The 21,431-nt window shown below is 66.2% G+C and carries 20 protein-coding genes and 1 tRNA gene; 12 read left to right on the plus strand and 9 right to left on the minus strand.

The genetic code is table 11. The annotated features are described in order from the left end of the window. A partial coding sequence (locus tag AC4BAR_RS08555) for a Calx-beta domain-containing protein (RefSeq protein WP_490627432.1) occupies positions 1 to 2,011 on the plus strand: 2,011 nt, incomplete at its 5' end. A gap of 122 nt (positions 2,012 to 2,133) precedes the next feature. Here AC4BAR_RS08555 and AC4BAR_RS08560 read toward each other — a convergent pair. Continuing rightward, positions 2,134 to 2,218, minus strand: a tRNA-Leu gene (locus AC4BAR_RS08560). Positions 2,219 to 2,259: 41 nt separating this feature from the next. On the opposite strand from AC4BAR_RS08560, the gene cysM reads away from it, so the two are divergent. From cysM to AC4BAR_RS08575, 3 genes are read left to right on the plus strand one after another with little or no spacing between them, the layout of a single operon-like run. Then, complete coding sequence (cysM, locus tag AC4BAR_RS08565) at positions 2,260 to 3,162, plus strand: cysteine synthase CysM (protein WP_490627433.1); 903 nt, start codon at positions 2,260 to 2,262, stop codon at positions 3,160 to 3,162. 16 nt (positions 3,163 to 3,178) lie between these two features. Continuing rightward, the gene (locus AC4BAR_RS08570; protein ID WP_490627434.1) at positions 3,179 to 3,712 is read left to right on the plus strand and encodes an NUDIX hydrolase; all 534 of its coding nucleotides are present in this window, start codon (positions 3,179 to 3,181) and stop codon (positions 3,710 to 3,712) included. A gap of 47 nt (positions 3,713 to 3,759) precedes the next feature. Further along, positions 3,760 to 3,987, plus strand: coding sequence for a sulfurtransferase TusA family protein (locus AC4BAR_RS08575; RefSeq protein ID WP_490627435.1), 228 nt, complete (start codon positions 3,760 to 3,762; stop codon positions 3,985 to 3,987). A gap of 12 nt (positions 3,988 to 3,999) precedes the next feature. Here AC4BAR_RS08575 and galU read toward each other — a convergent pair whose 3' ends face one another. Together galU and AC4BAR_RS08585 are read right to left on the minus strand one after the other, a co-directional pair. Then, a complete protein-coding gene (gene galU / locus AC4BAR_RS08580; RefSeq protein ID WP_490627436.1) occupies positions 4,000 to 4,887 on the minus strand; it encodes a UTP--glucose-1-phosphate uridylyltransferase GalU in 888 nt (295 codons plus the stop codon). A 15-nt stretch (positions 4,888 to 4,902) separates the two neighbouring features. Further along, a complete protein-coding gene (locus AC4BAR_RS08585; protein ID WP_490627437.1) occupies positions 4,903 to 7,872 on the minus strand; it encodes a valine--tRNA ligase in 2,970 nt (989 codons plus the stop codon). 164 nt (positions 7,873 to 8,036) lie between these two features. Here AC4BAR_RS08585 and AC4BAR_RS08590 point away from each other — a divergent pair, with 164 nt between their 5' ends. The 5 genes from AC4BAR_RS08590 (at position 8,037) to queF (ending at position 11,690) form a co-directional block, all read left to right on the plus strand. Continuing rightward, entirely contained in the window at positions 8,037 to 8,459 is a 423-nt protein-coding gene (locus tag AC4BAR_RS08590; protein ID WP_490627438.1) for a rubrerythrin family protein, read from the plus strand. Positions 8,460 to 8,469: 10 nt separating this feature from the next. Further along, positions 8,470 to 9,054, plus strand: a complete 585-nt coding sequence (locus AC4BAR_RS08595; RefSeq protein ID WP_490627439.1) for a DUF3501 family protein — start codon at positions 8,470 to 8,472, stop codon at positions 9,052 to 9,054. A 70-nt stretch (positions 9,055 to 9,124) separates the two neighbouring features. Beyond that, positions 9,125 to 9,904 carry a peroxide stress protein YaaA gene (gene yaaA / locus AC4BAR_RS08600; RefSeq protein WP_490627440.1) on the plus strand — a complete coding sequence of 260 codons (780 nt, stop codon included), beginning with the start codon at positions 9,125 to 9,127 and terminating at the stop codon, positions 9,902 to 9,904. Positions 9,905 to 9,924: 20 nt separating this feature from the next. Next, on the plus strand, positions 9,925 to 10,824 hold the full coding sequence (locus AC4BAR_RS08605) for an alpha/beta fold hydrolase (RefSeq protein ID WP_490627441.1): 900 nt from the start codon (positions 9,925 to 9,927) through the stop codon (positions 10,822 to 10,824). Continuing rightward, entirely contained in the window at positions 10,821 to 11,690 is an 870-nt protein-coding gene (gene queF / locus AC4BAR_RS08610; RefSeq protein ID WP_490627442.1) for an NADPH-dependent 7-cyano-7-deazaguanine reductase QueF, read from the plus strand. The genes AC4BAR_RS08605 and queF overlap by 4 nt, the downstream gene beginning before the upstream one ends. A gap of 12 nt (positions 11,691 to 11,702) precedes the next feature. Here the strand turns inward: queF and AC4BAR_RS08615 are convergent, their stop codons facing one another. Continuing rightward, a complete protein-coding gene (locus AC4BAR_RS08615) occupies positions 11,703 to 11,981 on the minus strand; it encodes a hypothetical protein (protein ID WP_490627443.1) in 279 nt (92 codons plus the stop codon). A 139-nt stretch (positions 11,982 to 12,120) separates the two neighbouring features. Then, the gene (locus AC4BAR_RS08620; RefSeq protein WP_490627444.1) at positions 12,121 to 14,193 is read right to left on the minus strand and encodes a TonB-dependent receptor; all 2,073 of its coding nucleotides are present in this window, start codon (positions 14,191 to 14,193) and stop codon (positions 12,121 to 12,123) included. 263 nt (positions 14,194 to 14,456) lie between these two features. On the opposite strand from AC4BAR_RS08620, the gene AC4BAR_RS08625 reads away from it, so the two are divergent. Further along, positions 14,457 to 16,028 carry a DUF4331 domain-containing protein gene (locus AC4BAR_RS08625; protein WP_490627445.1) on the plus strand — a complete coding sequence of 524 codons (1,572 nt, stop codon included), beginning with the start codon at positions 14,457 to 14,459 and terminating at the stop codon, positions 16,026 to 16,028. 9 nt (positions 16,029 to 16,037) lie between these two features. Continuing rightward, positions 16,038 to 16,307, plus strand: a complete 270-nt coding sequence (locus AC4BAR_RS08630) for a hypothetical protein (RefSeq protein ID WP_490627446.1) — start codon at positions 16,038 to 16,040, stop codon at positions 16,305 to 16,307. A gap of 67 nt (positions 16,308 to 16,374) precedes the next feature. On the opposite strand, the gene dinB is transcribed toward AC4BAR_RS08630, so the two are convergent. From dinB to AC4BAR_RS08645, 3 genes are all read right to left on the minus strand, one after another. After that, positions 16,375 to 17,565, minus strand: a complete 1,191-nt coding sequence (dinB, locus tag AC4BAR_RS08635; RefSeq protein WP_490627919.1) for a DNA polymerase IV — start codon at positions 17,563 to 17,565, stop codon at positions 16,375 to 16,377. Positions 17,566 to 17,594: 29 nt separating this feature from the next. After that, complete coding sequence (locus AC4BAR_RS08640) at positions 17,595 to 18,746, minus strand: alpha-hydroxy acid oxidase (protein ID WP_490627447.1); 1,152 nt, start codon at positions 18,744 to 18,746, stop codon at positions 17,595 to 17,597. Positions 18,747 to 18,892: 146 nt separating this feature from the next. Further along, positions 18,893 to 19,378: a hemerythrin domain-containing protein gene (locus AC4BAR_RS08645; RefSeq protein ID WP_490627448.1), complete on the minus strand. Its 486-nt coding sequence runs from the start codon at positions 19,376 to 19,378 to the stop codon at positions 18,893 to 18,895. A gap of 160 nt (positions 19,379 to 19,538) precedes the next feature. Here AC4BAR_RS08645 and AC4BAR_RS08650 point away from each other — a divergent pair, with 160 nt between their 5' ends. After that, positions 19,539 to 20,006, plus strand: coding sequence for a nitrate reductase associated protein (locus AC4BAR_RS08650; RefSeq protein WP_490627449.1), 468 nt, complete (start codon positions 19,539 to 19,541; stop codon positions 20,004 to 20,006). Positions 20,007 to 20,015: 9 nt separating this feature from the next. On the opposite strand, the gene argH is transcribed toward AC4BAR_RS08650, so the two are convergent. Then, positions 20,016 to 21,413, minus strand: a complete 1,398-nt coding sequence (gene argH, locus AC4BAR_RS08655) for an argininosuccinate lyase (protein WP_490627920.1) — start codon at positions 21,411 to 21,413, stop codon at positions 20,016 to 20,018. Between the last annotated feature and the right edge of the window lie 18 nt (positions 21,414 to 21,431).

Below are 21,431 nucleotides of genomic sequence, written 5' to 3' on the forward strand. Positions count from 1 at the left end.
CGGCACGCTGACTTTCAACCAGGGCGAAACCACCAAGACCTTCACGGTGCAGACCACGCAAGACACATTGTTCGAAGGCAACGAGACCCTGACCGTCACGCTGTCGAACAACAGCGCCGGCAGCACCATCAGCGACGCCACCGGCGTGGGCACCATCACCGACAACGACCAGCCCACGGTGGCGGTGTCTGTGAGCCCGAGCAGCGTGCTGGAAGACGGTGCACCCAACCTGGTGTACACCTTCACGCTGAGCAATGCCTCGGCCTTCGACACGGTGGTCAACTACAGCCTGAGCGGCACGGCCACCAACGGCACGGACTACACCGGATCGGGGCTCACCGGCTCGGTGACCATTCTGGCTGGTGCCACCACCGCCAGCATCACCATCGACCCGACAGCCGACACCGTGTTCGAGAACAACGAGACGGTGATCGCAGCGATCACCAGTGCCGTCAGCAATGGCACTGGGCTGACAGCCACCGTGCCATCGGCCACAGGCACCATCACCGACAACGACCAACCGACGGTGTCAGTTGCGGTCGCGCCAGCGGCGGTGTCCGAAGACGGCGCAACCAACTTGGTGTACACCTTCACGGTCAGCAGCGCCTCGGCGTTCGACACGGTGATCAACTACACCTTGGGCGGCACGGCCACCAACGGCAGCGACTACACCGGCTCGGCCATCACTGGCACGGTGACCATCCTGGCCGGCGCGACCACCGCCACCGTGACGATCGACCCGACGGCAGACGGCACGGTAGAGACCGACGAGACCGTGATTGCCACCATCACCAGCGCCACCAGCAATGGCCTGAGCCTGACCGCCACCACGCCTTCCGCGACGGGCACCATCACCAACGACGACCTGCCACCGCCAGTGATCTACGGCAGTGGTGCCGCGTTCCAGATGAACATCGAGAACGGCTTGGCGGGCTACGACATCCGTCCCAAGGACGGCAACATCACGCTGCTGGCCGATCGCACGATCCACTGGGATTTGCGTGTGGTGGGTGATGTTGGTTCCGGTTTGACCGTGACCGGTGTGGGCATTCCCGCCGGCACCAGCTACATCGTCGAGCGCTTGTACTCCGACAACGGCAGCACCCTTTTCCGGTTCTACCTGACGGCCAACGGCGCCAATGTGACCATCAGTCAGAGCAATTCCTTCGAGATCCATCTGGCTGGCACCACCACCGCCACCAGCATCCAATTGATCAACTCGGACGAATTCGTGTTGCCGCACCAGAACTATGCGGACAACTACACGACCAGCTTTGATTCCGGTGCCAATACGGCGCCCACTTCCACCGCTGGCAACGACCGCGACTGGCTGAGCACCGACCCCAACGGCGGTGAATTGGCGGTTGCTGTCCCTGTGGCCCAAACCGGCCAGACGGTGGACTACCAGGGTGGCAACGACGTCTCCTACGGCACAACGGCCAATGACGTGTTGTCTGGCGGTGCCGGGAATGACTTCATCGACGGCCGGGCAGGCAACGACACGCTGTCTGGCGGCACCGGCAACGATGTGCTGATGGGTGGTCTGGGCCAGGACACGCTGGATGGCGGTGCCGACAACGACACCCTGTTTGGCGGCTACGGCAACGACGTGCTGACCGGTGGCACCGGTGCCGACACCTTCAAATGGGCGCTCAGCGACCAGGGTGTGGCGGGTTCTCCCACAATGGACGTGATCAAGGACTTTGATCTGACCCCGGTGGTTTATTCCGGTGGTGTGCCTGTCAGTGGTGGCGACGTGCTGGACTTCAAGGATCTGCTCACGGGTGAACACCAGACCGCTGCCAGTCTGGATCAGTTCCTGGACTTCTCTGCCAATGGCAGTGGCCAGACGGTGATTTCGGTGCATGTGACAGCCGGTGCGCCTGTGACCCAGACCGTCACGCTGGAGAACGTGCAGCTCAGCGCCTTGCAAGCCTCGGCCGGCGGTGCCTCGGACGTGGCCATCCTGACCAAGCTGCTGGCCGACGGCCACATCAAGACCGACGCATAAGCCCCTCGGGCCTGGGCGGCCCGGCTCACCTTCAAAAGCCCCGCAGGCCTTGCCGCCCGCGGGGCTTTTGCTTAGCCAAAAGAAAAAGGCCGGAAGCTCGTTGGAGCTTCCGGCCTTTCAAATGGTGCCCGGGGCCGGAATCGAACCGGCACGCCTTGCGGCGGGGGATTTTGAGTCCCCTGCGTCTACCAATTTCACCACCCGGGCGGGTCCGAAACCAAAGCTGAAATTATGGCACAGTGCGGGGTATGACTTACCCCACGATAGAGGACGCCATTGGCAAGACACCGCTGGTGGCCTTGCAGCGCATCGGTGCATCGGACAACGCCGCCCGCGGCAATGTGGTGCTGGGCAAACTGGAGGGCAACAACCCGGCCGGCTCGGTGAAAGACCGGCCGGCGCTGTCCATGATCAAGCGCGCCGAGCAGCGCGGCGAGATCAAGCCGGGCGACACCCTGATTGAGGCCACCTCGGGCAACACCGGGATTGCGCTGGCCATGGCCGCGGCCATCAAGGGTTACCGCATGGTGCTGGTGATGCCGGAAGACCTGTCGGTCGAGCGCGCCCAGACCATGAAGGCCTTTGGCGCCGAGCTGATCCTGACGCCCAAGAGCGGCGGCATGGAGTACGCCCGCGACCTGGCCGAGAACATGCAGCGCCAGGGCCAGGGCCGGGTGCTGGACCAGTTTGCCAACCCCGACAACCCGCGCGTCCACTACGAGACCACCGGCCCCGAGATCTGGGACGACACCCTAGGCCGGGTGACGCATTTCGTCAGCGCCATGGGCACCACCGGCACCATCACCGGCGTGTCGCGTTTTCTGAAGGAAAAGAACCCGGCCATTCAGATCATCGGCGCCCAGCCCTCGGAGGGCTCGCGCATCCCGGGCATCCGCAAATGGCCCGAGGCCTACATGCCCAAGATCTACGACCCCACCCATGTCGACGAGACGGTGCTTGTGAGCCAGGACGCCGCCGAGGAAATGTGCCGGCGCATGGCGCGCGAGGAGGGCATCTTTGCCGGCATCTCGGCCGCTGGCGCCTGCTGGGTGGCGCTGGAAATCGCCAAACGCGAGCGCGACGCCACCGTGGTCTTCATCGTCTGCGACCGCGGCGACCGCTACCTGTCCACCGGCGTGTTCCCCGCCTGAGCCCCCAGCCCCCACCGTGACCCCCCGCACCGAGTTCCGCTTTTGCCCGCAATGCGCCACGCCGCTGGAGTGGCTGGCCCAGTTGGAGGACGGCGGCGAGAAACAGCGGCTGCGCTGCGTGGCCTGTGGCTTCACCCACTGGAACAACCCGACGCCGGTGCTGGCGGCGGTGATCGAGTACCAGGGCCAGGTGCTGCTGGCCCGCAATGCCGCCTGGAGCGGCCGGGTGTTCGCGCTGATCACCGGCTTCATGGAGGCCGGTGAAAGCGCCCAGGAGGGCATTGCCCGCGAGATCAAGGAAGAAACCAACCTCGATGTGACGGCGCTCAGCCTGATCGGCGTCTACGACTTCCAGCGCATGAACCAGGTCATCATCGCTTTTCATGCGGTGGCCGAGGGCGAGGTCAAGCTGTCGCCGGAGCTGGTGGAGTACAAGCTGTACGCGCCCGAGGCGGTGAAATGCTGGCCGGCCGGCACCGGTTATGCACTGGCCGACTGGCTGCGTGCCCGTGGCCACGAGCCGCAATTCATCGAGTTCAATCGCCCCTGAGGCGGACCAATTGCGTAAAATCGGCCACCAACCGAGGACAGCGACCCATGCACAGCGACAAGGAAATTGACACCCGCGGCCTGAACTGCCCCTTGCCCATCCTGAAGGCAAAAAAGGCCTTGACCGACATGGCCAGCGGTCAGCTGCTCAAGGTGGTGTCCACCGACCCCGGCTCGGTGCGCGACTTCATGGCCTTTGCCAAACAAACTGGCAACGAGCTGGTCGAGCAGCAAACCGTGGGCAGCGACTTTATCCACCTGCTGCGCCGCCGCTGAGGCGGTCCAGCCTCAGGCCAGCTTCAAACCCCGCAGGTAGGTTTGAAAATCGGCACCCACCTCGGGGTGCTGCAAGGCCAGTTCCACCGTGGCTTCCAGAAACCCCTGTTTGCTGCCGCAGTCATAGCGCTTGCCGGCATAGGGAAAGGCCAGCACCCGCTCGGAGGGCAGCAGGCCGGCAATGCCGTCGGTGAGCTGGATTTCTCCGCCCACGCCGCGCGGTTGTGCGCGGATTTGCGCAAACACCGCCGGCGTCAGGATGTAGCGGCCGGCCACCGCCAGGCGTGAAGGCGCGACCTCCGGCGCAGGCTTCTCCACCAACTGCCGCACGTCCACAGTGCCATCGGCCAGCCGCTCGCCGGCCACGATGCCGTAGCGCCGTGTGTGTTCGGCCGGCACCTCCTGCACCGCCAGCAGCGAACATTGGGCCTGCACAAAATGCCGGGCCATCTGCACCAGCACCGGCGCACCGTCCGCCAGGCCCACCATCAGGTCGTCGGCCAGCAGCACCGCAAAGGGCTCGTTGCCCACCAGGTGCTCGGCGCACAGCACCGCATGGCCCAGGCCCAGCGAGCGCGGCTGGCGCACGTAGGAGCAGTCCATGTCGGCCGGTTGCACCGAGCGCACCAGGTCCAGCAAGGCCTGTTTGCCGGCGGTCTCCAGCTCGTTTTCCAGCTCGTAGGCGGTGTCGAAATGGTCTTCGATGGCGCGCTTGCTGCGGCCGGTGACGAAGATCATGTGGCGGATGCCGGCCGCGTAGGCCTCTTCCACCGCGTACTGGATCAGCGGTTTGTCGACGATGGGCAGCATTTCCTTGGGTTGGGCCTTGGTGGCCGGCAGGAAACGCGTGCCCAGCCCCGCCACGGGGAAGACGGCCTTGGTCAGCGGGGCGTGGGTCATGGTCGGTGCCTGGGGTCAGCCCAGCCGGGCCAGTTGCTCGCGCAGCTTGGCCAGCGTGGCGGTGAAATCGGCCACCCGCTGGCGCTCCTGGGTAATCACCGCGGGTGGGGCCTTGGCCACAAAGGCCTCGTTGGACAGCTTGCCATGGGCTTTGGCAATCTCGCCTTCCAGCCGCGCCGCTTCTTTGCCCAGCCTGGCCTTTTCGGCGGCGACGTCGATTTCCATGAACAAGCAGAAGCGGGCCTCGCCCACCACCGCCACCGGCGAGGCCTGGGCGGCGGCGCTCCAGGCGGCCTCGTCGTCGAACACCTTGACCTCGCTGAGCTTGGCCAGTGCCTGCAGCACCGGTGCGGCGCCGCGCAAAAAGGCGGCCTCGGCGGCCGTGCCGGCCACCGCGTACAGCGGCAGCCGGGTGGCGGGGGAGACGTTCATCTCGCCGCGCAAATTGCGGCAGGCGTCCACCAGGGCCTTGAGCTTGGCGACATGGGCTTCGGCGACCTCGTCGATGCGCTCGGGCTGGCTGACCGGGTAGGCGGCGATGCTGACCGATTCGCCGGCTCGGTCGGCCACCAGCGACACCTTTTGCCACAACTCTTCGGTGATGAAGGGAATGATGGGGTGGGCCAGCCGCAAAATGGTTTCCAGCGTGCGGATCAGCGTGCGGCGGGTGGCGCGCTGCACAGCCGCGTCGCCGGTCTGGATCTGCACCTTGGCAATTTCCAAATACCAGTCGCAGAACTCGTCCCACACAAAGCGGTAGATGGCGTTCGCCACGTTGTCGAGCCGGTACTCGGCAAAGCCCTTGGCCACCTCGGCCTCGGTGCGCTGCAGCGCGGAGACGATCCAGCGGTCGGCGGGGCCGAAGTCGAGGTAGCCGCCGGGCACACATTCGTCGGCGCCATGGGGTTTGAAGCCGCAGTCCTGGCCTTCGCAGTTCATCAGCACAAAGCGGGTGGCGTTCCACAGTTTGTTGCAGAAGTTGCGGTAGCCCTCGCAGCGTTTGCTGTCGAAGTTGATGCTGCGGCCCAGCGAGGCCAGCGACGCGAAGGTGAAGCGCAGCGCGTCGGCGCCGTAGGCGGGAATGCCGTCGGGGAATTCTTTTTCGGTCTGCTTGCGCACCTTGGGCGCGGTTTCGGGCTTGCGCAGGCCGGTGGTGCGTTTGTCCAGCAGCGGGGCCAGCGTGATGCCGTCGATCAGGTCCACCGGGTCGAGCACGTTGCCTTCGGACTTGCTCATTTTCTGGCCTTGCGCGTCGCGCACCAGGCCGTGGATGTAGACATGTTTGAACGGCACCCGGCCGGTGAAGTGGGTGGTCATCATGATCATCCGGGCGACCCAGAAGAAGATGATGTCGTAGCCGGTGACCAGCACGGTGCTGGGGAGGTAGAGGTCGTAGTCGTTCAGGGTGTTGGTGCCGCTGCGGGCCAGGGCTTGACCGCCCCCGCTCATACTCGCTGCGCTCGCCAAATCGCTGGGTTCGGCCAAGCCCTGTCCCTGCGCTGCGGCGGCTTCTGGCCAGCCCATGGTGCTGAAGGGGACCAAGGCCGACGAGTACCAGGTGTCCAGCACATCGGGGTCGCGGGTCAAGGTTTTGCCTGGTGCCTTGGCCTGGGCCTCGGCTTCGTTGCGGGCGACGATGACCTGGCCGTCTTCGTCGTACCAGGCCGGGATCTGGTGGCCCCACCAGAGCTGGCGAGAGATGCACCAGTCCTGGATGTTGTTCATCCACTGGTTGTAGGTGTTGACCCAGTTCTCGGGCACAAACTGCACCTGGCCGCTGGCCACGGCGTCGATGGCTTTTTGCGCGATGCTCTTGCCCGTGGGATCTTGCTCGCTGACCTTGCTCATGGCGACAAACCACTGGTCGGTCAGCATGGGCTCGACGATCTGACCTGTGCGGGTGCAGCGCGGCACCATCAGCTTGTGTTTCTTCACCTCGACCAGCGCGCCCAGCGCGTCCAGGTCGGCCACGATCTTCTTGCGGGCCACAAAACGGTCCAGGCCCTGGTAGGCGGCGGGGGCTTGTGCGTTGATCTTGGCGTCCAGCGTCAGCACGCCGATCATCGGCAGCTTGTGGCGCTGGCCCACGGCATAGTCGTTGGGGTCGTGGGCCGGTGTGACCTTCACCACGCCGGTGCCAAAGGCCTTGTCCACGTAGTCATCTGCAATCACCGGGATGTCGCGGTCGCACAAGGGCAGCTTGACCAGCTTGCCAATCAGATGGGCGTAGCGCTCGTCTTCCGGGTGCACCATCACCGCCACATCGCCGAGCATGGTTTCAGGCCGTGTTGTCGCAACCGTGAGCGAGCCGGAGCCATCAGCCAGCGGGTAGGCGATGTGCCACAGGCTGCCGTCTTCCTCTTCGCTTTCCACCTCCAGGTCGGACACCGCGCTCATCAGCACCGGGTCCCAGTTCACCAGGCGCTTGCCGCGGTAGATCAGGCCTTGCTCGTACAGCCGCACAAAGGTGTCGGTCACCACTTTGGAGAGCTTGTCGTCCATGGTGAAGTACTCGCGGCTCCAGTCCACGCTGTCGCCCATGCGGCGCATCTGGGTGGTGATGGTGTTGCCGCTTTGCTCTTTCCATTCCCAGACCTTGGCGACAAAGTTCTTGCGGCCCAGGTCGTGGCGGCTGAGTTGTTGCTCCTGCAGTTGGCGCTCCACCACGATCTGGGTGGCAATGCCGGCGTGGTCGGTACCCGGCACCCAGACCGTGTTGAAGCCGGCCATGCGGTGGTAGCGGGTCAGGCTGTCCATGATGGTCTGGTTGAAGGCATGGCCCATGTGCAGCGTACCGGTCACGTTGGGCGGTGGCAGCTGGATGGCAAAGGCCGGGGCGCCGGCCTGGGGCGCCTGGGTGCCGCGGAAGCCGGCCACGCCATAGCCGCGCTTTTCCCATTCCGGGCCCCAGTGCGCTTCGAGCGCGGCCGGTTCAAACGATTTGGACAGGGATTGCAGGCCGGGTTGCGGCACGGTGTCGGTCATGGTGGGCCAGAAAAAGGACAACGGCATCGCACAGGGATGCCGTCGGGGGTGGGGCAGGAATCAGCAGGGATTTTAAAGCCGAGGTTGGGGGGGCGCGGCCGTTGGCGTTAACCTTGACGCATGGCGGACGCAAAGCCCGTCGTGCCGCATTCCAGGAGAGTTCCATGCCCACACTCAAAGGCTCCAAGACCGAAGAAAACCTGAAAACCGCTTTCGCCGGTGAATCGCAGGCCAACCGCCGTTACCTGTATTTCGCCAACAAGGCCGACATCGAGGGCCGCAGCGACGTGGCCGCGCTGTTCCGTTCCACCGCCGAGGGCGAAACCGGCCATGCCCACGGCCACCTGGAGTGGCTGGAGCAATGCGGCGACCCGGCCACCGGCCTGCCGATCGGCGCCACCCGCGACAACCTCAAGGCCGCGGTGGCCGGCGAAACCCATGAGTACGCCGACATGTACCCCGGCATGGCCCAGACCGCCCGCGAAGAAGGCCACGACGAGGTGGCCGACTGGTTCGAAACCCTGGCCAAGGCCGAGCGTTCGCATGCCAGCCGCTACGCCAAGGCACTGGCCGAACTGGTGGACTGAGGCCACACCCATGACTGGCCCCATCACCCGCGACAGCCTGATGACGCTGGAGGCCTACAGCCGCCACCGCCGAACCCACCAGCCCGAGGTCATGGCCCACCGCCGGCGCCGCACGGTGGCCCTGGGCGGCCACATCACGCTGCAGTTCGAGAGCGAAACCACGGTGCGCTACCAGATCCAGGAGATGCTGCGCATCGAAAAGCTCTTTGAAGACGAGGACATCGCCCGCGAGATCGCCGCCTACGCCCCGTTGCTGCCCGACGGCCACAACTGGAAGGCCACGATGATGATCGCCTACCCCGATGTGCACGAACGCAGGCGGGCGCTGGCCCAACTGATCGGCATCGAAGACCGGGTTTTCGTCACCGTGGCCGGCCAGTCGCCGGTCTACGCCATTGCCGACGAGGACCTGGACCGCAGCAACGGCGAAAAGACCTCGGCCGTGCATTTCCTGCGTTTCGAGCTGGCACCGGCCCTGGTGGCGGCGCTGAAGGCCGGCGCAGGGGCCTCGCTGGGCTGCGACCACCCCCATTACCGGGCCGAAACGCTGATGGCCGCCGACACCATGGCCTCGCTGTTGGGCGACCTGCACTGAGGGATTTGGCCGAACCGGGATAATCCGCTGTCGCTCTCTGAGCCTGCACTTTTTCGGGTTGCCCTGCGCCATGCTGTTCTTGCTTTCCCCGGCCAAATCGCTGGACTACGACACCCTGGCGGGCGATCTGCCCCACACCCGGCCCGCCTTCGTCAGCCAGTCGGCCGAGCTGATCGAACTGCTCAAACCGCAGTCGCCGCAGCAGATCGCCCGGCTGATGGACCTGAGCGACCCGCTGGCCGCGCTCAACGTGGCCCGCTACCAGGCCTGGTCAACCCGCTTCACCGCCAAGAATGCCAAGCAGGCGGTGCTGGCCTTCAACGGCGATGTCTACGAGGGCCTGGACGCCAAAACCCTGGGCCCTGACGACCTGCTGTGGGCGCAAGACCACCTGGCCATCCTCAGCGGCCTGTACGGTGTGCTGCGGCCGCTGGACTGGATGCAGCCCTACCGGCTGGAAATGGGCACGGCGCTGGCCAACCCGCGCGGCGCCAACCTGTACAAGTTCTGGGGGGCGCAGCTGTCCGAGCACCTGAACCAGCGGCTGCGCACCGACCGCACGCCGGTTGTGGTCAACCTGGCCTCGCAGGAGTACGCCAAGGCGGTGGACCGCAAGGCGCTCAAGGCCAGGGTGATCGACTGTGTGTTCGAGGAATGGCGGCCCGATGCCGGTCAGTACAAGGTCATCAGCTTCATGGCCAAACGCGCCCGTGGCCTGATGGCCCGCCATGCCATCACGCAGCGGCTGACGCTGCCCCAGCAGCTGGAAGGCTTCAACGCCGAGGGCTATGCCTTCGACGCCAGCGTCTCCGCACCCAACAAACTGGTGTTTCGCCGCCGGCCGGCCTGATCTTCCCAAACCACCCCGCCATGCAAATCAAAGCCAACCAACTGCAGATCGAGATCGACGACAGCGGCGACGCCAGCCGCCCGGCGGTGCTGCTCATCATGGGCCTGGGCATGCAGCTGGTGGCCTGGCCGCAGCCGCTGGTTGACGGCCTGGTGGCGGCCGGCTTCCGGGTGATCCGCATGGACAACCGCGACATCGGCCTGTCGCAACACCTGGACCACCTGGGCACGCCCAACCTGCTGTGGGAAGGCTTGAAGTTCCGCATGGGCCTGCCGGTGCGGGCCCCCTATGGTCTGGCCGACATGGCGGCCGACGCGCTGGGTGTGCTCGACGCGCTGGGCATCCCGCAAGCCCATGTGGTGGGGGCCAGCATGGGCGGTATGATTGCCCAGCGGGTGGCCATGGCCGCGCCGCAACGGGTGCTGAGCCTGACCAGCGTGATGAGCTCCAGCGGCGCCCGCGGCCTGCCGCAGGCGCAAGCCCATGTGCTCAAGGCCTTGCTGAGCCGGCCCCGCAGCCGCCAGCTCGACGACCTGGTGAACCATGCCGTGGGCCTGTTCACGGTGATCGGCAGCCCCGGTTTCCCCACGCCCGAGGCGGAGCTGCGCGCCCGGGTGGCCGCCAGCATGGCCCGCAACTACCACCCGGCCGGTGTGACCCGGCAGATGGCCGCCATCATGGCCGACCATGGCCGGGCCCGCGGCCTGGCCCAGGTCAGTTCGCCCACGCTGGTGGTGCACGGCAAGGCCGACCCGCTGGTGCCGTTCGCCTGTGGCGAAGACACGGCCAAGCGCATCCCCGGCGCCAGCCTGGTGGCGGTGGACGGCATGGGCCACGACCTGCCGCGTGGCGTGGTTGAGCGCCTGCTGACCGAACTCGTGCCTTTTCACCGCGCCCATTCCCCGGCGGCCGCCGCATGAACGACCACTCCCACGCCTCCACCGGTTCACCGCTGGATTCGCCACTGGGCAAGCCGGTGGCCTACGCGCCGCACTACGACCCCACGCTGCTGTTCCCCTTGCCGCGGGCCGACAAGCGGGCCGAGCTGGGCCTGGGCGCCCACCCGCCGTTTTTTGGCGCCGATCTGTGGACCGCTTTCGAGCTGAGTTGGCTCACGCCGCGCGGCAAGCCGCAGGTGGCGCTGGCCCATGTCACCGTGCCCTGCGAATCCACCCACATCATCGAGAGCAAGTCGCTCAAGCTCTACCTGAACAGCTTCAACGCCACCGCCTTTGCCGACGCCGGCGCGCTGCAGCAGCGGCTGCGGGCCGACCTCAGCGAGGCGGTCTGGCGCGGCGGGCCGGTGCTGGCCTCCGTTGGGGTGAAGCTGGTGCTGCCCGAGCAGTTTGGCGCCGAGACTGTGCAGGAACTGGAAGGGCTGAGCCTGGACCGGCTGGACATCGAGTGCAACCGCTACACGCCGGCGCCGGAGTTGCTGACGGCGGCTTTCGATGAGAAGCCGGTGAGCGAGGTGCTGACCAGCCAGCTGCTGAAAAGCAATTGCCTGGTGACCGGCCAGCCCGACTGGGGCAGCGTGCAGATTCGCTACAGCGGGCCGCAGATCGACCAGGGTGGGCTGATGCAGTACATCGTCAGCTACCGCAACCACCATGAGTTCCACGAGCAATGTGTGGAGCGCATCTTCATGGATGTGTGGACGCGCTGCAAACCCACCAAGCTGACGGTGTACGCCCGCTACACCCGGCGCGGCGGGCTGGACATCAACCCTTTTCGCACCAGCCACCCGCAGGGCCTGCCGCCCAACCTGCGCACCGCCCGCCAGTGAGGGGCTGAGGCGTCAGCGCTGCGGCGGCAGCCACTCGCAGCGCAATTTCTGCTGCGCATGGGCCTGGGCCCGCCAGCCGACGTAGGTGGCGGGCATGACAAAGGCCACCACACACAGTGGCAACGCCCACCAGACATGGAACAAGGTGGTGGGCAGCCAGCCGATGCAGCCCATGACCCACAGGATCAGCACCGTGTCCCACAGGTGGTACTCAATGGGGTGGTCGTGGCGATGGTCCACGTGCCATTGTTTGATGCGTTGCAGCTCGTTGAGTGACAGGCACACGACCATGACAAACCCCCATTGGTTGACGATTTCAATGTAAGCATTCGGTAAGCTATCGTCAACTCAAAAGAGGGGGAACATCGCCGGAAAAACCGGCTGCGGCCGGCTTATTTGTGCGGCGCCGGCGCCGACCGTGAACAGCTTCTCAGAAGTTGGCCACCAGGGTCAGCCGGAAGCTGCGCGACTCGATGGGATGAAAGTGCACATCGGCCACCGCGCTGGCCTCGCCGCGCAGCCGCGAGGTGTAGAAATAATCGATGGCCGAGGCCTGGCTGTTGGTCAGGTTGAAGCCCTCCAACTCCAGCCGCAGCGTGGGGCTGAACTTGTAGCCGATGCGGCCGTTGACGGTGGCGGTCTGGCCGGAGCGCACGCTGTTGTCTTCCAGCAGCGGCCGCGGGCCGAAGTAGCGCAGCTGCAGCGCGCCAAACCAGGGGCCCAGCTTGTCCACCGCCAGCGCCACCGAGGCCACACCTTCCACCGCGCCGGGGATGCGCTGGCCCACCACATCGGTGTCGCGGAAACGGGCCCGGGCAAAAGCGATGTCGGCGTCGATGGTCAGCCAGCGGTTGGCTTTGTAGTAGTTGGAGAACTCAAAACCCACCCGGCGGCTGGGCCGGCCGGCCTCGGTGGTGCCGGCGTCGCCGACAAACACCAGCTCGGAGTCGAAGTCCAACCGGTAGAACGACAACGACGACTGCAGCCCGGGGATGAACTCGCTGCGCACACCCAACTCCAGGCCACGCGAACGCACCAGCGCCGGCACCTGGCTCACCGGGTCGTTGGTCTTGGGGTCCACAGTGATGGTGGTGCCGCGGGCGTCGTTGCTGTGGAAGCCGCTGCCCACACCGGCGAAGAACTCGGTTTGGGCCCAGGGGCCGAAGATCAGGTTGAGTTTGGGGCTGGCGATGCTGTCGCTGCCGCGGCCCGAATTGGCCGGGTTGTTGCTGTCCACCTGGAAGCGGTAGGCGTCCAGCCGCAGGCCGGCCACGGTGCGGAATTTCTCGGCCCAGCGGGTGCTGTTTTCGGCGTACAGGCCCAGGCTGCTTTCCAGGATATGGTCCTGCCGGGTGGTGGACAGGGTTTGCCGCGCCGCCGTGCTGTAGAGGCCGTTGCGGATGTTGTCTTTCTGCAGCTGCAGGCCCAGCGTGGTTTCGCTCTCCCGGCCCAGCCAGGTGCTGGTCCAGCTGCGGCTGGCGTTCAGCCCGGCCGACACCCGTTTGTCGGGCTGGGCGAACTGGTCGCCGTTGACCGGGTCGTCCAGGAAGTAAGTGAAGTTGGAGAACAGCTGCAGCCGGTTTTGCACCAGGTAGGCGTGGACCTGGGTGCGGGTGCTGTCGGTGACCTCGTGCCAGCCGCCCGACAGACTGTAGCGTGCCACCCGACCGCCGTCGGTCTGGTCGATTGCGTCAAAGCGGTTCAGCGTGCCGGCCGCCACCGCGCGCCGCGGGATCTGGTCGGTGGCGTGGTAGTCGCCGGAGCGGTAGGCCATGGCAGTCACATCAAAGCCCTGGGCGGCCGTGCCCTCGCTGTAGCGCAGCACGCCGTTGAGCTTGCGGTAGTTGTCGCCCACCAGGTAGGGCCCGTCGTTCTTGAACCATTCCAGTGCGTACAGCAGGTGGCCCTGGCCCCACTGCGGCGAGTCGGCCAGCAGCGTGCGGCGGTAGCCGTTCTGGCCGAGGCCTATGCTGGCAATGCCTTGCTTCAGGGTGTTGGCGTAGCTGATGCTCACCGCGCCAGCGGTGGCGAAATCGCCTTCGGCGGCGTAGAACGGCCCCTTTTTGTAGTCCAGCTGGGTGGCCAGCTCCGGAATCAGAAAGTTCAGGTCGGTCCAGCCCTGGCCATGGCCGTGGCTGCGCTGGTTGACCAGCATGCCGTCGACGGTGGTGCGCAGGTCGGTGCCATGGTCGAGGTTGAAGCCGCGCAGGTAGAACTGGTTGGCCTTGCCTTCGCCACTGTGCTGGCTGACCACCAGGCCGGGCGTGACCTCCAGCAATTCGGCCGCCCGGTAAACGGTGCGGGCGTCGAGCTGCTCTTGGGTCACCACGCCGGTGTTGGCGGTGGCGGCTTCGCCGAGCTGGCTGGTCCGCGAGGCCTCCACCTGCACCGCCTTCAACTCCCGGTCGGGCAGGGCCTGTGCATGGACCGGCGCCCAGGCCAGGGCCAGCAGCGAGGCCAGCAGCGTGACCATGGGAAAGGGAGGGACGGCAGGCTGGCGCATGGGCTCTTTGGGGGGCAGGGGTCGTGGCGCTGACGCCGCGGTGGGTGCCACCGGGATGGTGACTTTGTCAGCGTAAGAGAAATGCATGTTATTGCATCCGCACGACAGGTACGTGGTGCGACAGGGATTGGATGCGATGGCCCTCTTCACCGTGGTGCAAGCAGGGGGACTGCATCCAGACAGACGGGAGCGCCGTAAAGGGATAGGCTGGTTTTGGACCGAACAGTCCATTCAGCCAACGATTCAACCAACGAGGAGTTCCCATGGCGTTCAAATTTCGGCATCTCGCAAAAGGCGGCCTTTTGCTGCTGGCAGCCGGTGCGGCTCTCGCATCCAGCCACCGTGAAGCCCCCGGCATCACCACCACCCCCAAGGTGGATGGCACCGATTTCTACATGTTCAACAGCTACGAACCCGGCCGCGAAGGCAACGTGACGCTGATTGCCAACTACCTGCCGTTGCAAGACCCGTACGGCGGCCCCAACTACTTCTCGCTGGACCCCAACGCGCTGTACGAAATCCATGTGGACAACAACGGCGACGGCAAGGAAGACCTGACCTTCCAGTTCCGCTTCAGCAACACGCTGGCCAACGGCGGCAAGGGCATCGAAATCCCGGTCGGCGGCAAGAACGTGGCGATTCCGCTGCGCCAGGCCAGCCCCATCACCGCCACCACCGGCGCTTTGAGCTACACCGAGAGCTACACCGTGACCGTGGTCCGCGGCGACCGCCGTGGCGGCACCCGCTCTGTGGTGACCAACGCCAACGGCGGCAGCAGCACCTTTGCCAAGCCCATCGACTACATCGGTGAAAAGACCTTTGGCAATGCCGCGGCCTACGACAGCTATGCCAACAGCTTCATCAACACCGTCAACATTCCGGGCTGCTCCGCACCCGGCAAGGTGTTTGTGGGCCAGCGCAAGGAAGCGTTTTCGGTCAATCTCGGGACGATTTTTGACTTGATCAACGCCCCCGGCGCGGTCATCACCAGCGAAAGCAATGCGGCGGCGCTGAACGCCACCGCCGGTGCCTTTGGCGAATTGACCGACAAGAACGTCACCTCCATTGCACTGGAAGTGCCGGCCAGCTGTCTGAAGGCCTCGACCTCGGGCGGTGACCCCGTCATCGGTGCCTGGACCACCGCCAGCCTGCGCCAGGCCAAGCTCGTCAATGGCGCGCCCGGCTCCGGTCTGCAGGTCAATGAGCGTGTCGGTGGCGCCTGGACCCAGGTCTCCCGCCTGGGCATGCCGCTGGTCAACGAGGTGGTGATCGGTCTGCGTGACAAGGACAAGTTCAACGCCTCCAAGCCGTCCAACGACGCGGCCAACTTTGCCGACTACGTGACCAATCCCACGCTGCCGGCATTGATCGAGATCCTGTTCCCGACCGCTGTGGCACCGACCAACTTCCCCCGCACCGACCTGCTGACCGCCTTCCTGACCGGTGTGCCTGGCGTCAACCGCCCGGCCAACATCACCGGCCTGGGCGTGGGTGGCCCGCTGGCTGAAATGCAGCGTCTGAACACCTCGATCGCCGCCAAGCCGCTGGCCATGCAGAACCCGCTGGGTGTGCTGGGTGGTGACACGGCTGGCTTCCCGAACGGCCGTCGCCCCATCGACGACGTGGTGGACGCCTCGCTGCGCGTGGCCATGGGTGTGTTGTGCGTGGCCACCGGCACCACCGACACGCTGAAGGTCGGCTGCAAGCCGGCCGATGCGCCCGCCGGTGGTGTGGCCTTTGTGGACGGTGTGCGCGCCACGGCCGCCGACCTGCCACGGACCAGCTTCCCCTACTTGAACGCCCCGCTGCCGGGCGCGAAGAACTTCCCCAACTGAAGGTGACCCATGAACTCACCTGTGAAAAACCTTAAAAAGCCGGTCAGGCTGGCGGCGCTCGCGCTGGTTGTGGCGGGCCTGCTGGCCGCCTGCGGCGGCAACGGCCAGGACTATGTGGCTGGTTCGGACGTGCCCACCAACACGACCACCAGCATCAATGAACTCATCCTCTTCATGCTGGCGCTGCAGCAGAAGACCAGCGACACCTCGGAGCCCATTCTGTTGGGCAATGCGGTGCTGGCCTCGGACGAGACCTCGGAGCCCACGGCGCTGCCTTGAGCGGCCCGGCCCACCGACTGCGGTCGGTGGTTTTGTGATGACAACGGCGGGCTTTGGCCCGCCGTTGTCATTGGGGCGGGTCAAACAGGTCGGGGTGAGAGGAGGTCGGGGCCGGGGGCGCGTCCGCTGGGGCCGCGGGGCGCGAGGGGTCCCAGGGGCTCAGCTTGCCCACCCGCACCCCCAGCAGCCGCAGCCGCCGCTCCAGCGGCGCCCGCTTCAGGCACAGGCCGGCGGCGCGGCGGATGCTGGCCGCGTCGGCCACCGGCTGGTCCAGTGTGTGGTCGCGGGTCAGGCTTTGGAAATCGTCAAAACGCAGCTTGATGCCCACCGTCTTGCCGGCCCAGCCTTTGCGCTGCAGGTCGGCCGCCAGCTTTTCGCACAGCGTGGTGAACAGCGCGCCCAGCTCGGCCCGGTCGTGCACCGCGTGCAGGTCGCGCTCGAAGGTGGTTTCCCGGCTCATGGACACCGGCTCGCTTTCGGTCACCACCGGCCGGTCGTCGCGGCCCCAGGCCGCGTCAAACAGCCAGGCGCCGTAACTTTTGCCAAACTGCGCCACCAGCCAGTCGCGGTCGCGCGCTGCCAGGTCGCCCAGCGTGGCGATGCCATGACCGGCCAGCCTGGCCTCGGCCTTGGGACCGATGCCGTTGAGCTTGCGCACCGGCAGCGGCCAGATGCGGGCCTGCAACTCCTCGGGCTGCAGGATGGTGATACCGCGTGGCTTGTGGAACTCGCTGGCCATCTTGGCCAGCAGCTTGTTGGGCGCCACGCCGATGGAGCAGCTCAGGCCGGTGGCGTTGAGCACGCTTTTCTGGATCAGCCGCGCCAGCACCCGGCCGCCCTCGCGCTGGCCGCCGGGCACCTCGGTGAAGTCGATGTAGACCTCGTCCACGCCGCGGTCTTCCATCACGGGGGCGATCTCGGTCACCACCGCCTTGAAGGCGCGCGAGAAGCGCCGGTACTCGTCAAAGTCCACCGGCAGCAGGATGGCCTGGGGGCAGAGCTTGGCGGCCTTCATCAGCCCCATGGCCGAGCCCACACCAAAGGCCCGGGCGGCGTAGGTGGCGGTGGTGATGACGCCGCGGCCGGTGTAGTCCTTCAGCAGCGGAAACGCCGCCACCGGGATGCGGTCCAGCGGGGTGTCGGCATGGCTGGCCAGCAGCGCGTCGTCCAGCCGCCGCCGGCCGCCGCCAATCACAACCGGCAGGCCGGTCAGCTGGGGATAGCGCAGCAACTCCACCGACGCGTAGAACGCGTCCATGTCCAGGTGGGCGATGCGGCGCGGGGTGCTCACACCGGGTAGGTGCCGGGCAGCAAAATGGTTTTGTCCACCCGCCGCAGTTCGGTGTGGCCACAGAAGGCCATGGTCACGTCCAGCTCTTTGTGGATGATTTGCAGCGCCTTGCTCACGCCGGCCTCGCCCATCGCGCCCAGGCCGTAAACCATGGCGCGGCCGATCATGGTGCCGCGTGCGCCCAGGGCCCAGGCCTTCAGCACGTCCTGGCCGGAGCGGATGCCGCCGTCCATCCAGACCTCGGTCTGCGCGCCCACCGCGGCCACGATGGCGGGCAGGGCGGTGATGCTGGAGGGCGCACCGTCGAGTTGGCGGCCGCCATGGTTGCTGACCACGATGGCATCCGCGCCGGCCTTGACCGCGAGTTCGGCGTCTTCCACGTCCATGATGCCCTTGAGGATGAGCTTGCCACCCCAGCGCTCCTTGACCCAGGCCACGTCGGCCCAGGACAGCCGGGGGTCGAACTGCTCGTTGGTCCAGGCCGACAGCGAACGCATGTCGCTCACGCCCTGCACATGGCCCACCAGGTTGCGGAAGGTGTGACGGCGGGTGCGGGCCATGCCCAGACACCAGCGCGGCTTGGTCATCAGGTTGAGGATGTTGGCCAGCGTGGGTTTGGGCGGCGCGGTCAGGCCGTTCTTCAAATCCTTGTGGCGCTGGCCAATCACCTGCAGGTCCAGCGTCAGCACCAGGGCGCTGCAGCGCGCGGCCTTGGCGCGGTCAATCATGCGGGCCATGGCCTCGCGGTCGCGCATCATGTAAAGCTGGAACCAGAAGGGGGCGCTGGTGTGCTCGGCAATGTCCTCGATGGAGCAGATGCTCATGGTGGACAGGGTGAACGGGATGCCGAATTTCTCGGCCGCGCGGGCGGCATGGATCTCGCCGTCGGCATGCTGCATGCCGGTCAGGCCCACCGGGGCAATCGCCACCGGCATGGCGGCCGGCTGGCCGATCATCTGCACCGCGGTGCTGCGGTTGTCCATGTTCACCGCCACCCGCTGGCGCAGCAGGATTTTCTGGAAATCGCCCTCGTTGGCGCGGTAGGTGCCCTCGGTCCAGGAGCCGGAGTCGGCGTAGTCGTAGAACATGCGCGGCACGCGCTTCTTGGCCAGCAGGCGCAGGTCTTCGATGGTGGTGATGACGGTCAAGTGGCGCTCCCGACGTCGGCCGAGGGGCCGCGATAGCGCTCGATTATCGGCCGCTCATCCTGGCGGGGACAGCCACCTGGGCGACCGCGGCAGGCCCCATGAAAAAAGCCGCCTGGCAGGCGGTTTGGTGGGGGAGGGCCAGGGCCTCAGGCGCAGGCCTTTAGGGTGCCGCAGCCGCCGTGCGGGTTCAGTTGGGCGGTGTCCGGGTTGGCCAGCTTTTCTGCGGTGGTGTCGAAGCCGATTTCCTGCAGGTACTGGGTCAGGCCGGCATCCTTGGTCTTGGCATGGTCGGGAAACCATTGGGCCAGGGCCTGGTTCATCACCGGGATGAAGCTCATGTCACCGCCCAGGGCGCGCTTTTCCACCTCGCGCATGGTCTCGAGGATCATGGTGTGATCTTTGCTGTGGCAGTTGCCGTCTTCCATGCCGGTGGCCAGCATCCAGCGGTCTTCCTGCGCAAAGTGTTCCACCGTGTGCTCCAGCAGTTTCTGGAAGCGTTGCAGGCGGTTGCTCTCTGTGGCCATGAAGGACGAGCGCAGCAGCTGCATGAATTCGCGGTGGGTGGTGTCGGTGCGCTCGTCGTGGAGCAGCAAGTCATCCGACCAGGACGGGATGTTCATCGAGGCGTTCATGACGGGAGTGTGCCAGATCGCAGAAATCCCTGTCACCGGGTTTGCGCGGGGCTGGCCGGCTGGCCCGCGGACTTTTGTCACGGCCCGCGCCCCAGGCCGGTGCAGCGCTTCTGGCCCGGGAGTTGCTTGTTTCGTTGTGTCTTTTTAAATACAACGAATCATGAGCGACGGTCCGATTTTTCACTTTGAGCGTGACTTCGAGGGCACGCTGCGCTGCATTCCCATGGTGGTGCGGTTCAAGCTGGACCATTGCGGCGTCAAGCTCACGCTGCGCCAGTGGTCACGCTTTTCGGTGGACGAGCGGCGCCAGCTGGTGGACGGGCCCTGCACTGCCGAGCCAGAGGTGGCCGCCTACGGGCAGTGGTTGCGCCAGCTGATCGCCGCGCGGATGGGCGAGCCAGCCCAAGACGTGGCGCTGGACCCTCACCCAGCCTGGCGTGGTGCCAGCGAGGTGCCCTTGCCGGTGGACCACTTGGCGCGCGCCCGCGGCCTGTTGCCGCCGACGCAGGAACGCTGGGCCCGGTTGTCGCCGCTGCAGCGCTTTGCCCTGCTCAAGCTGACCCGCGAGGGCCACGACAACGCCAACTTCGTGCCGGCGTTGCTGGAGTTCGGCGCCAGCCAGGCTTGAGCGGCGCCTTCAGGCCAGCCGGGCCCGGTGTCGGGCAATCTGCGCCCGCACCTGCACCGGCGCCGTGCCACCCAGGGTTTGCCGGGCGTCCAGCGAGCCCTGCAGGCTCAGCACACCGAACACATCGGCTTCAATCGCCGGGTGGAACTGCTGCAGCGTGGCCAGCGGCAGCTCGGACAAATCCAGGCCCTGGGCGATGGCGGTCTTCACCGCATGGGCCACGGTTTCGTGGGCGTCGCGGAAGGGCAGGCCCTTTTTCACCAGGTAGTCGGCCAAATCCGTGGCGGTGGCGTAGCCGCGGCGGGCGGCGGCCTCCATGGCCTGCGGCTTGACGGTGATGCCACCCACCATCTCGGCAAAGATGCGCAGCGTGTCTTTCAGCGTGTCCACCGTGTCGAACAGCGGCTCCTTGTCTTCCTGGTTGTCCTTGTTGTAGGCCAGCGGCTGGCCCTTCATCAGGGTGATCAGGCCCATCAGATGGCCCACCACCCGGCCGGTCTTGCCGCGTGCCAGTTCCGGCACGTCGGGGTTTTTCTTCTGCGGCATGATGCTGGAGCCGGTGCAGAAGCGGTCGGCGATGTCGATGAAGCCAAAGCTCTGGCTCATCCACAGAATCAGTTCCTCGCTGAAGCGGCTGATGTGCACCATGGCCAGGCTGGCGGCTGCCGTGAATTCGATGGCGAAGTCGCGGTCGCTCACCGCGTCCAGGCTGTTCTGGCACACGCCCTCCATGCCCAGGGTTTGCGCCACCTGCTCGCGGTCCAGCGGGTAGCTGGTGCCGGCCAGCGCGGCTGCGCCCAGCGGCAGGCGGTTGACGCGTTTGCGCACATCCAGCATGCGTTCGGCGTCGCGGGCGAACATCTCCACATAGGCCAGCATGTGGTGGCCAAAACTCACCGGCTGGGCCACCTGCAAATGGGTGAAGCCGGGCAGGATGACGGCGGCGTTCTGCTCGGCAATGTCCACCAGCGCCTTTTGCAGGTCGGTCAGCAGGCCGCCAATCAGGTCGATCTCGCCGCGCAGCCACAGCCGCACGTCGGTGGCGACCTGGTCGTTGCGGCTGCGGCCGGTGTGCAGCCGCTTGCCGGCGTCGCCCACCAGGGCCGTCAGCCGGGCCTCGATGTTCAGGTGCACGTCTTCCAGGTCGAGCTTCCAGTCGAACTGGCCGGACTCGATTTCGCTGCTGATCTGCGCCATGCCCTTCTGGATGGCCGCGTGGTCGTCGGTGGAGATGATGCCGCGCGCGGCCAGCATGCCGGCATGGGCCAGGCTGCCGGCGATGTCGGCCTGCCACAACCGTTTGTCGAAGAACACGCTGGCGGTGTAGCGCTTGACCAGGTCGCTCATGGGCTCGGAGAACAGCGCAGACCACGCCTCGGATTTTTTGTCGAACTGGTTGTGGCTCATGGTGGGCAATGCGGGGCA

This window comes from Rhodoferax sp. SPJ4 (genome assembly GCF_058216275.1).

What these genes read in the sequence shown, in the direction of transcription:
- AC4BAR_RS08630 (WP_490627446.1), top strand. Translation starts at nt 16,038, where the DNA reads ATGAACTCACCTGTGAAAAACCTTAAAAAGCCGGTCAGGCTGGCGGCG.
- AC4BAR_RS08585 (WP_490627437.1), bottom strand. Translation starts at nt 7,872, where the DNA reads ATGACCGACACCGTGCCGCAACCCGGCCTGCAATCCCTGTCCAAATCG.
- galU (WP_490627436.1), bottom strand. Translation starts at nt 4,887, where the DNA reads ATGACCCACGCCCCGCTGACCAAGGCCGTCTTCCCCGTGGCGGGGCTG.
- AC4BAR_RS08605 (WP_490627441.1), top strand. Translation starts at nt 9,925, where the DNA reads ATGCAAATCAAAGCCAACCAACTGCAGATCGAGATCGACGACAGCGGC.
- AC4BAR_RS08590 (WP_490627438.1), top strand. Translation starts at nt 8,037, where the DNA reads ATGCCCACACTCAAAGGCTCCAAGACCGAAGAAAACCTGAAAACCGCT.
- AC4BAR_RS08625 (WP_490627445.1), top strand. Translation starts at nt 14,457, where the DNA reads ATGGCGTTCAAATTTCGGCATCTCGCAAAAGGCGGCCTTTTGCTGCTG.
- yaaA (WP_490627440.1), top strand. Translation starts at nt 9,125, where the DNA reads ATGCTGTTCTTGCTTTCCCCGGCCAAATCGCTGGACTACGACACCCTG.
- AC4BAR_RS08620 (WP_490627444.1), bottom strand. Translation starts at nt 14,193, where the DNA reads ATGCGCCAGCCTGCCGTCCCTCCCTTTCCCATGGTCACGCTGCTGGCC.
- AC4BAR_RS08615 (WP_490627443.1), bottom strand. Translation starts at nt 11,981, where the DNA reads ATGGTCGTGTGCCTGTCACTCAACGAGCTGCAACGCATCAAACAATGG.
- AC4BAR_RS08595 (WP_490627439.1), top strand. Translation starts at nt 8,470, where the DNA reads ATGACTGGCCCCATCACCCGCGACAGCCTGATGACGCTGGAGGCCTAC.
- AC4BAR_RS08645 (WP_490627448.1), bottom strand. Translation starts at nt 19,378, where the DNA reads ATGAACGCCTCGATGAACATCCCGTCCTGGTCGGATGACTTGCTGCTC.
- queF (WP_490627442.1), top strand. Translation starts at nt 10,821, where the DNA reads ATGAACGACCACTCCCACGCCTCCACCGGTTCACCGCTGGATTCGCCA.
- argH (WP_490627920.1), bottom strand. Translation starts at nt 21,413, where the DNA reads ATGAGCCACAACCAGTTCGACAAAAAATCCGAGGCGTGGTCTGCGCTG.
- dinB (WP_490627919.1), bottom strand. Translation starts at nt 17,565, where the DNA reads ATGGACGCGTTCTACGCGTCGGTGGAGTTGCTGCGCTATCCCCAGCTG.
- AC4BAR_RS08650 (WP_490627449.1), top strand. Translation starts at nt 19,539, where the DNA reads ATGAGCGACGGTCCGATTTTTCACTTTGAGCGTGACTTCGAGGGCACG.
- cysM (WP_490627433.1), top strand. Translation starts at nt 2,260, where the DNA reads ATGACTTACCCCACGATAGAGGACGCCATTGGCAAGACACCGCTGGTG.
- AC4BAR_RS08575 (WP_490627435.1), top strand. Translation starts at nt 3,760, where the DNA reads ATGCACAGCGACAAGGAAATTGACACCCGCGGCCTGAACTGCCCCTTG.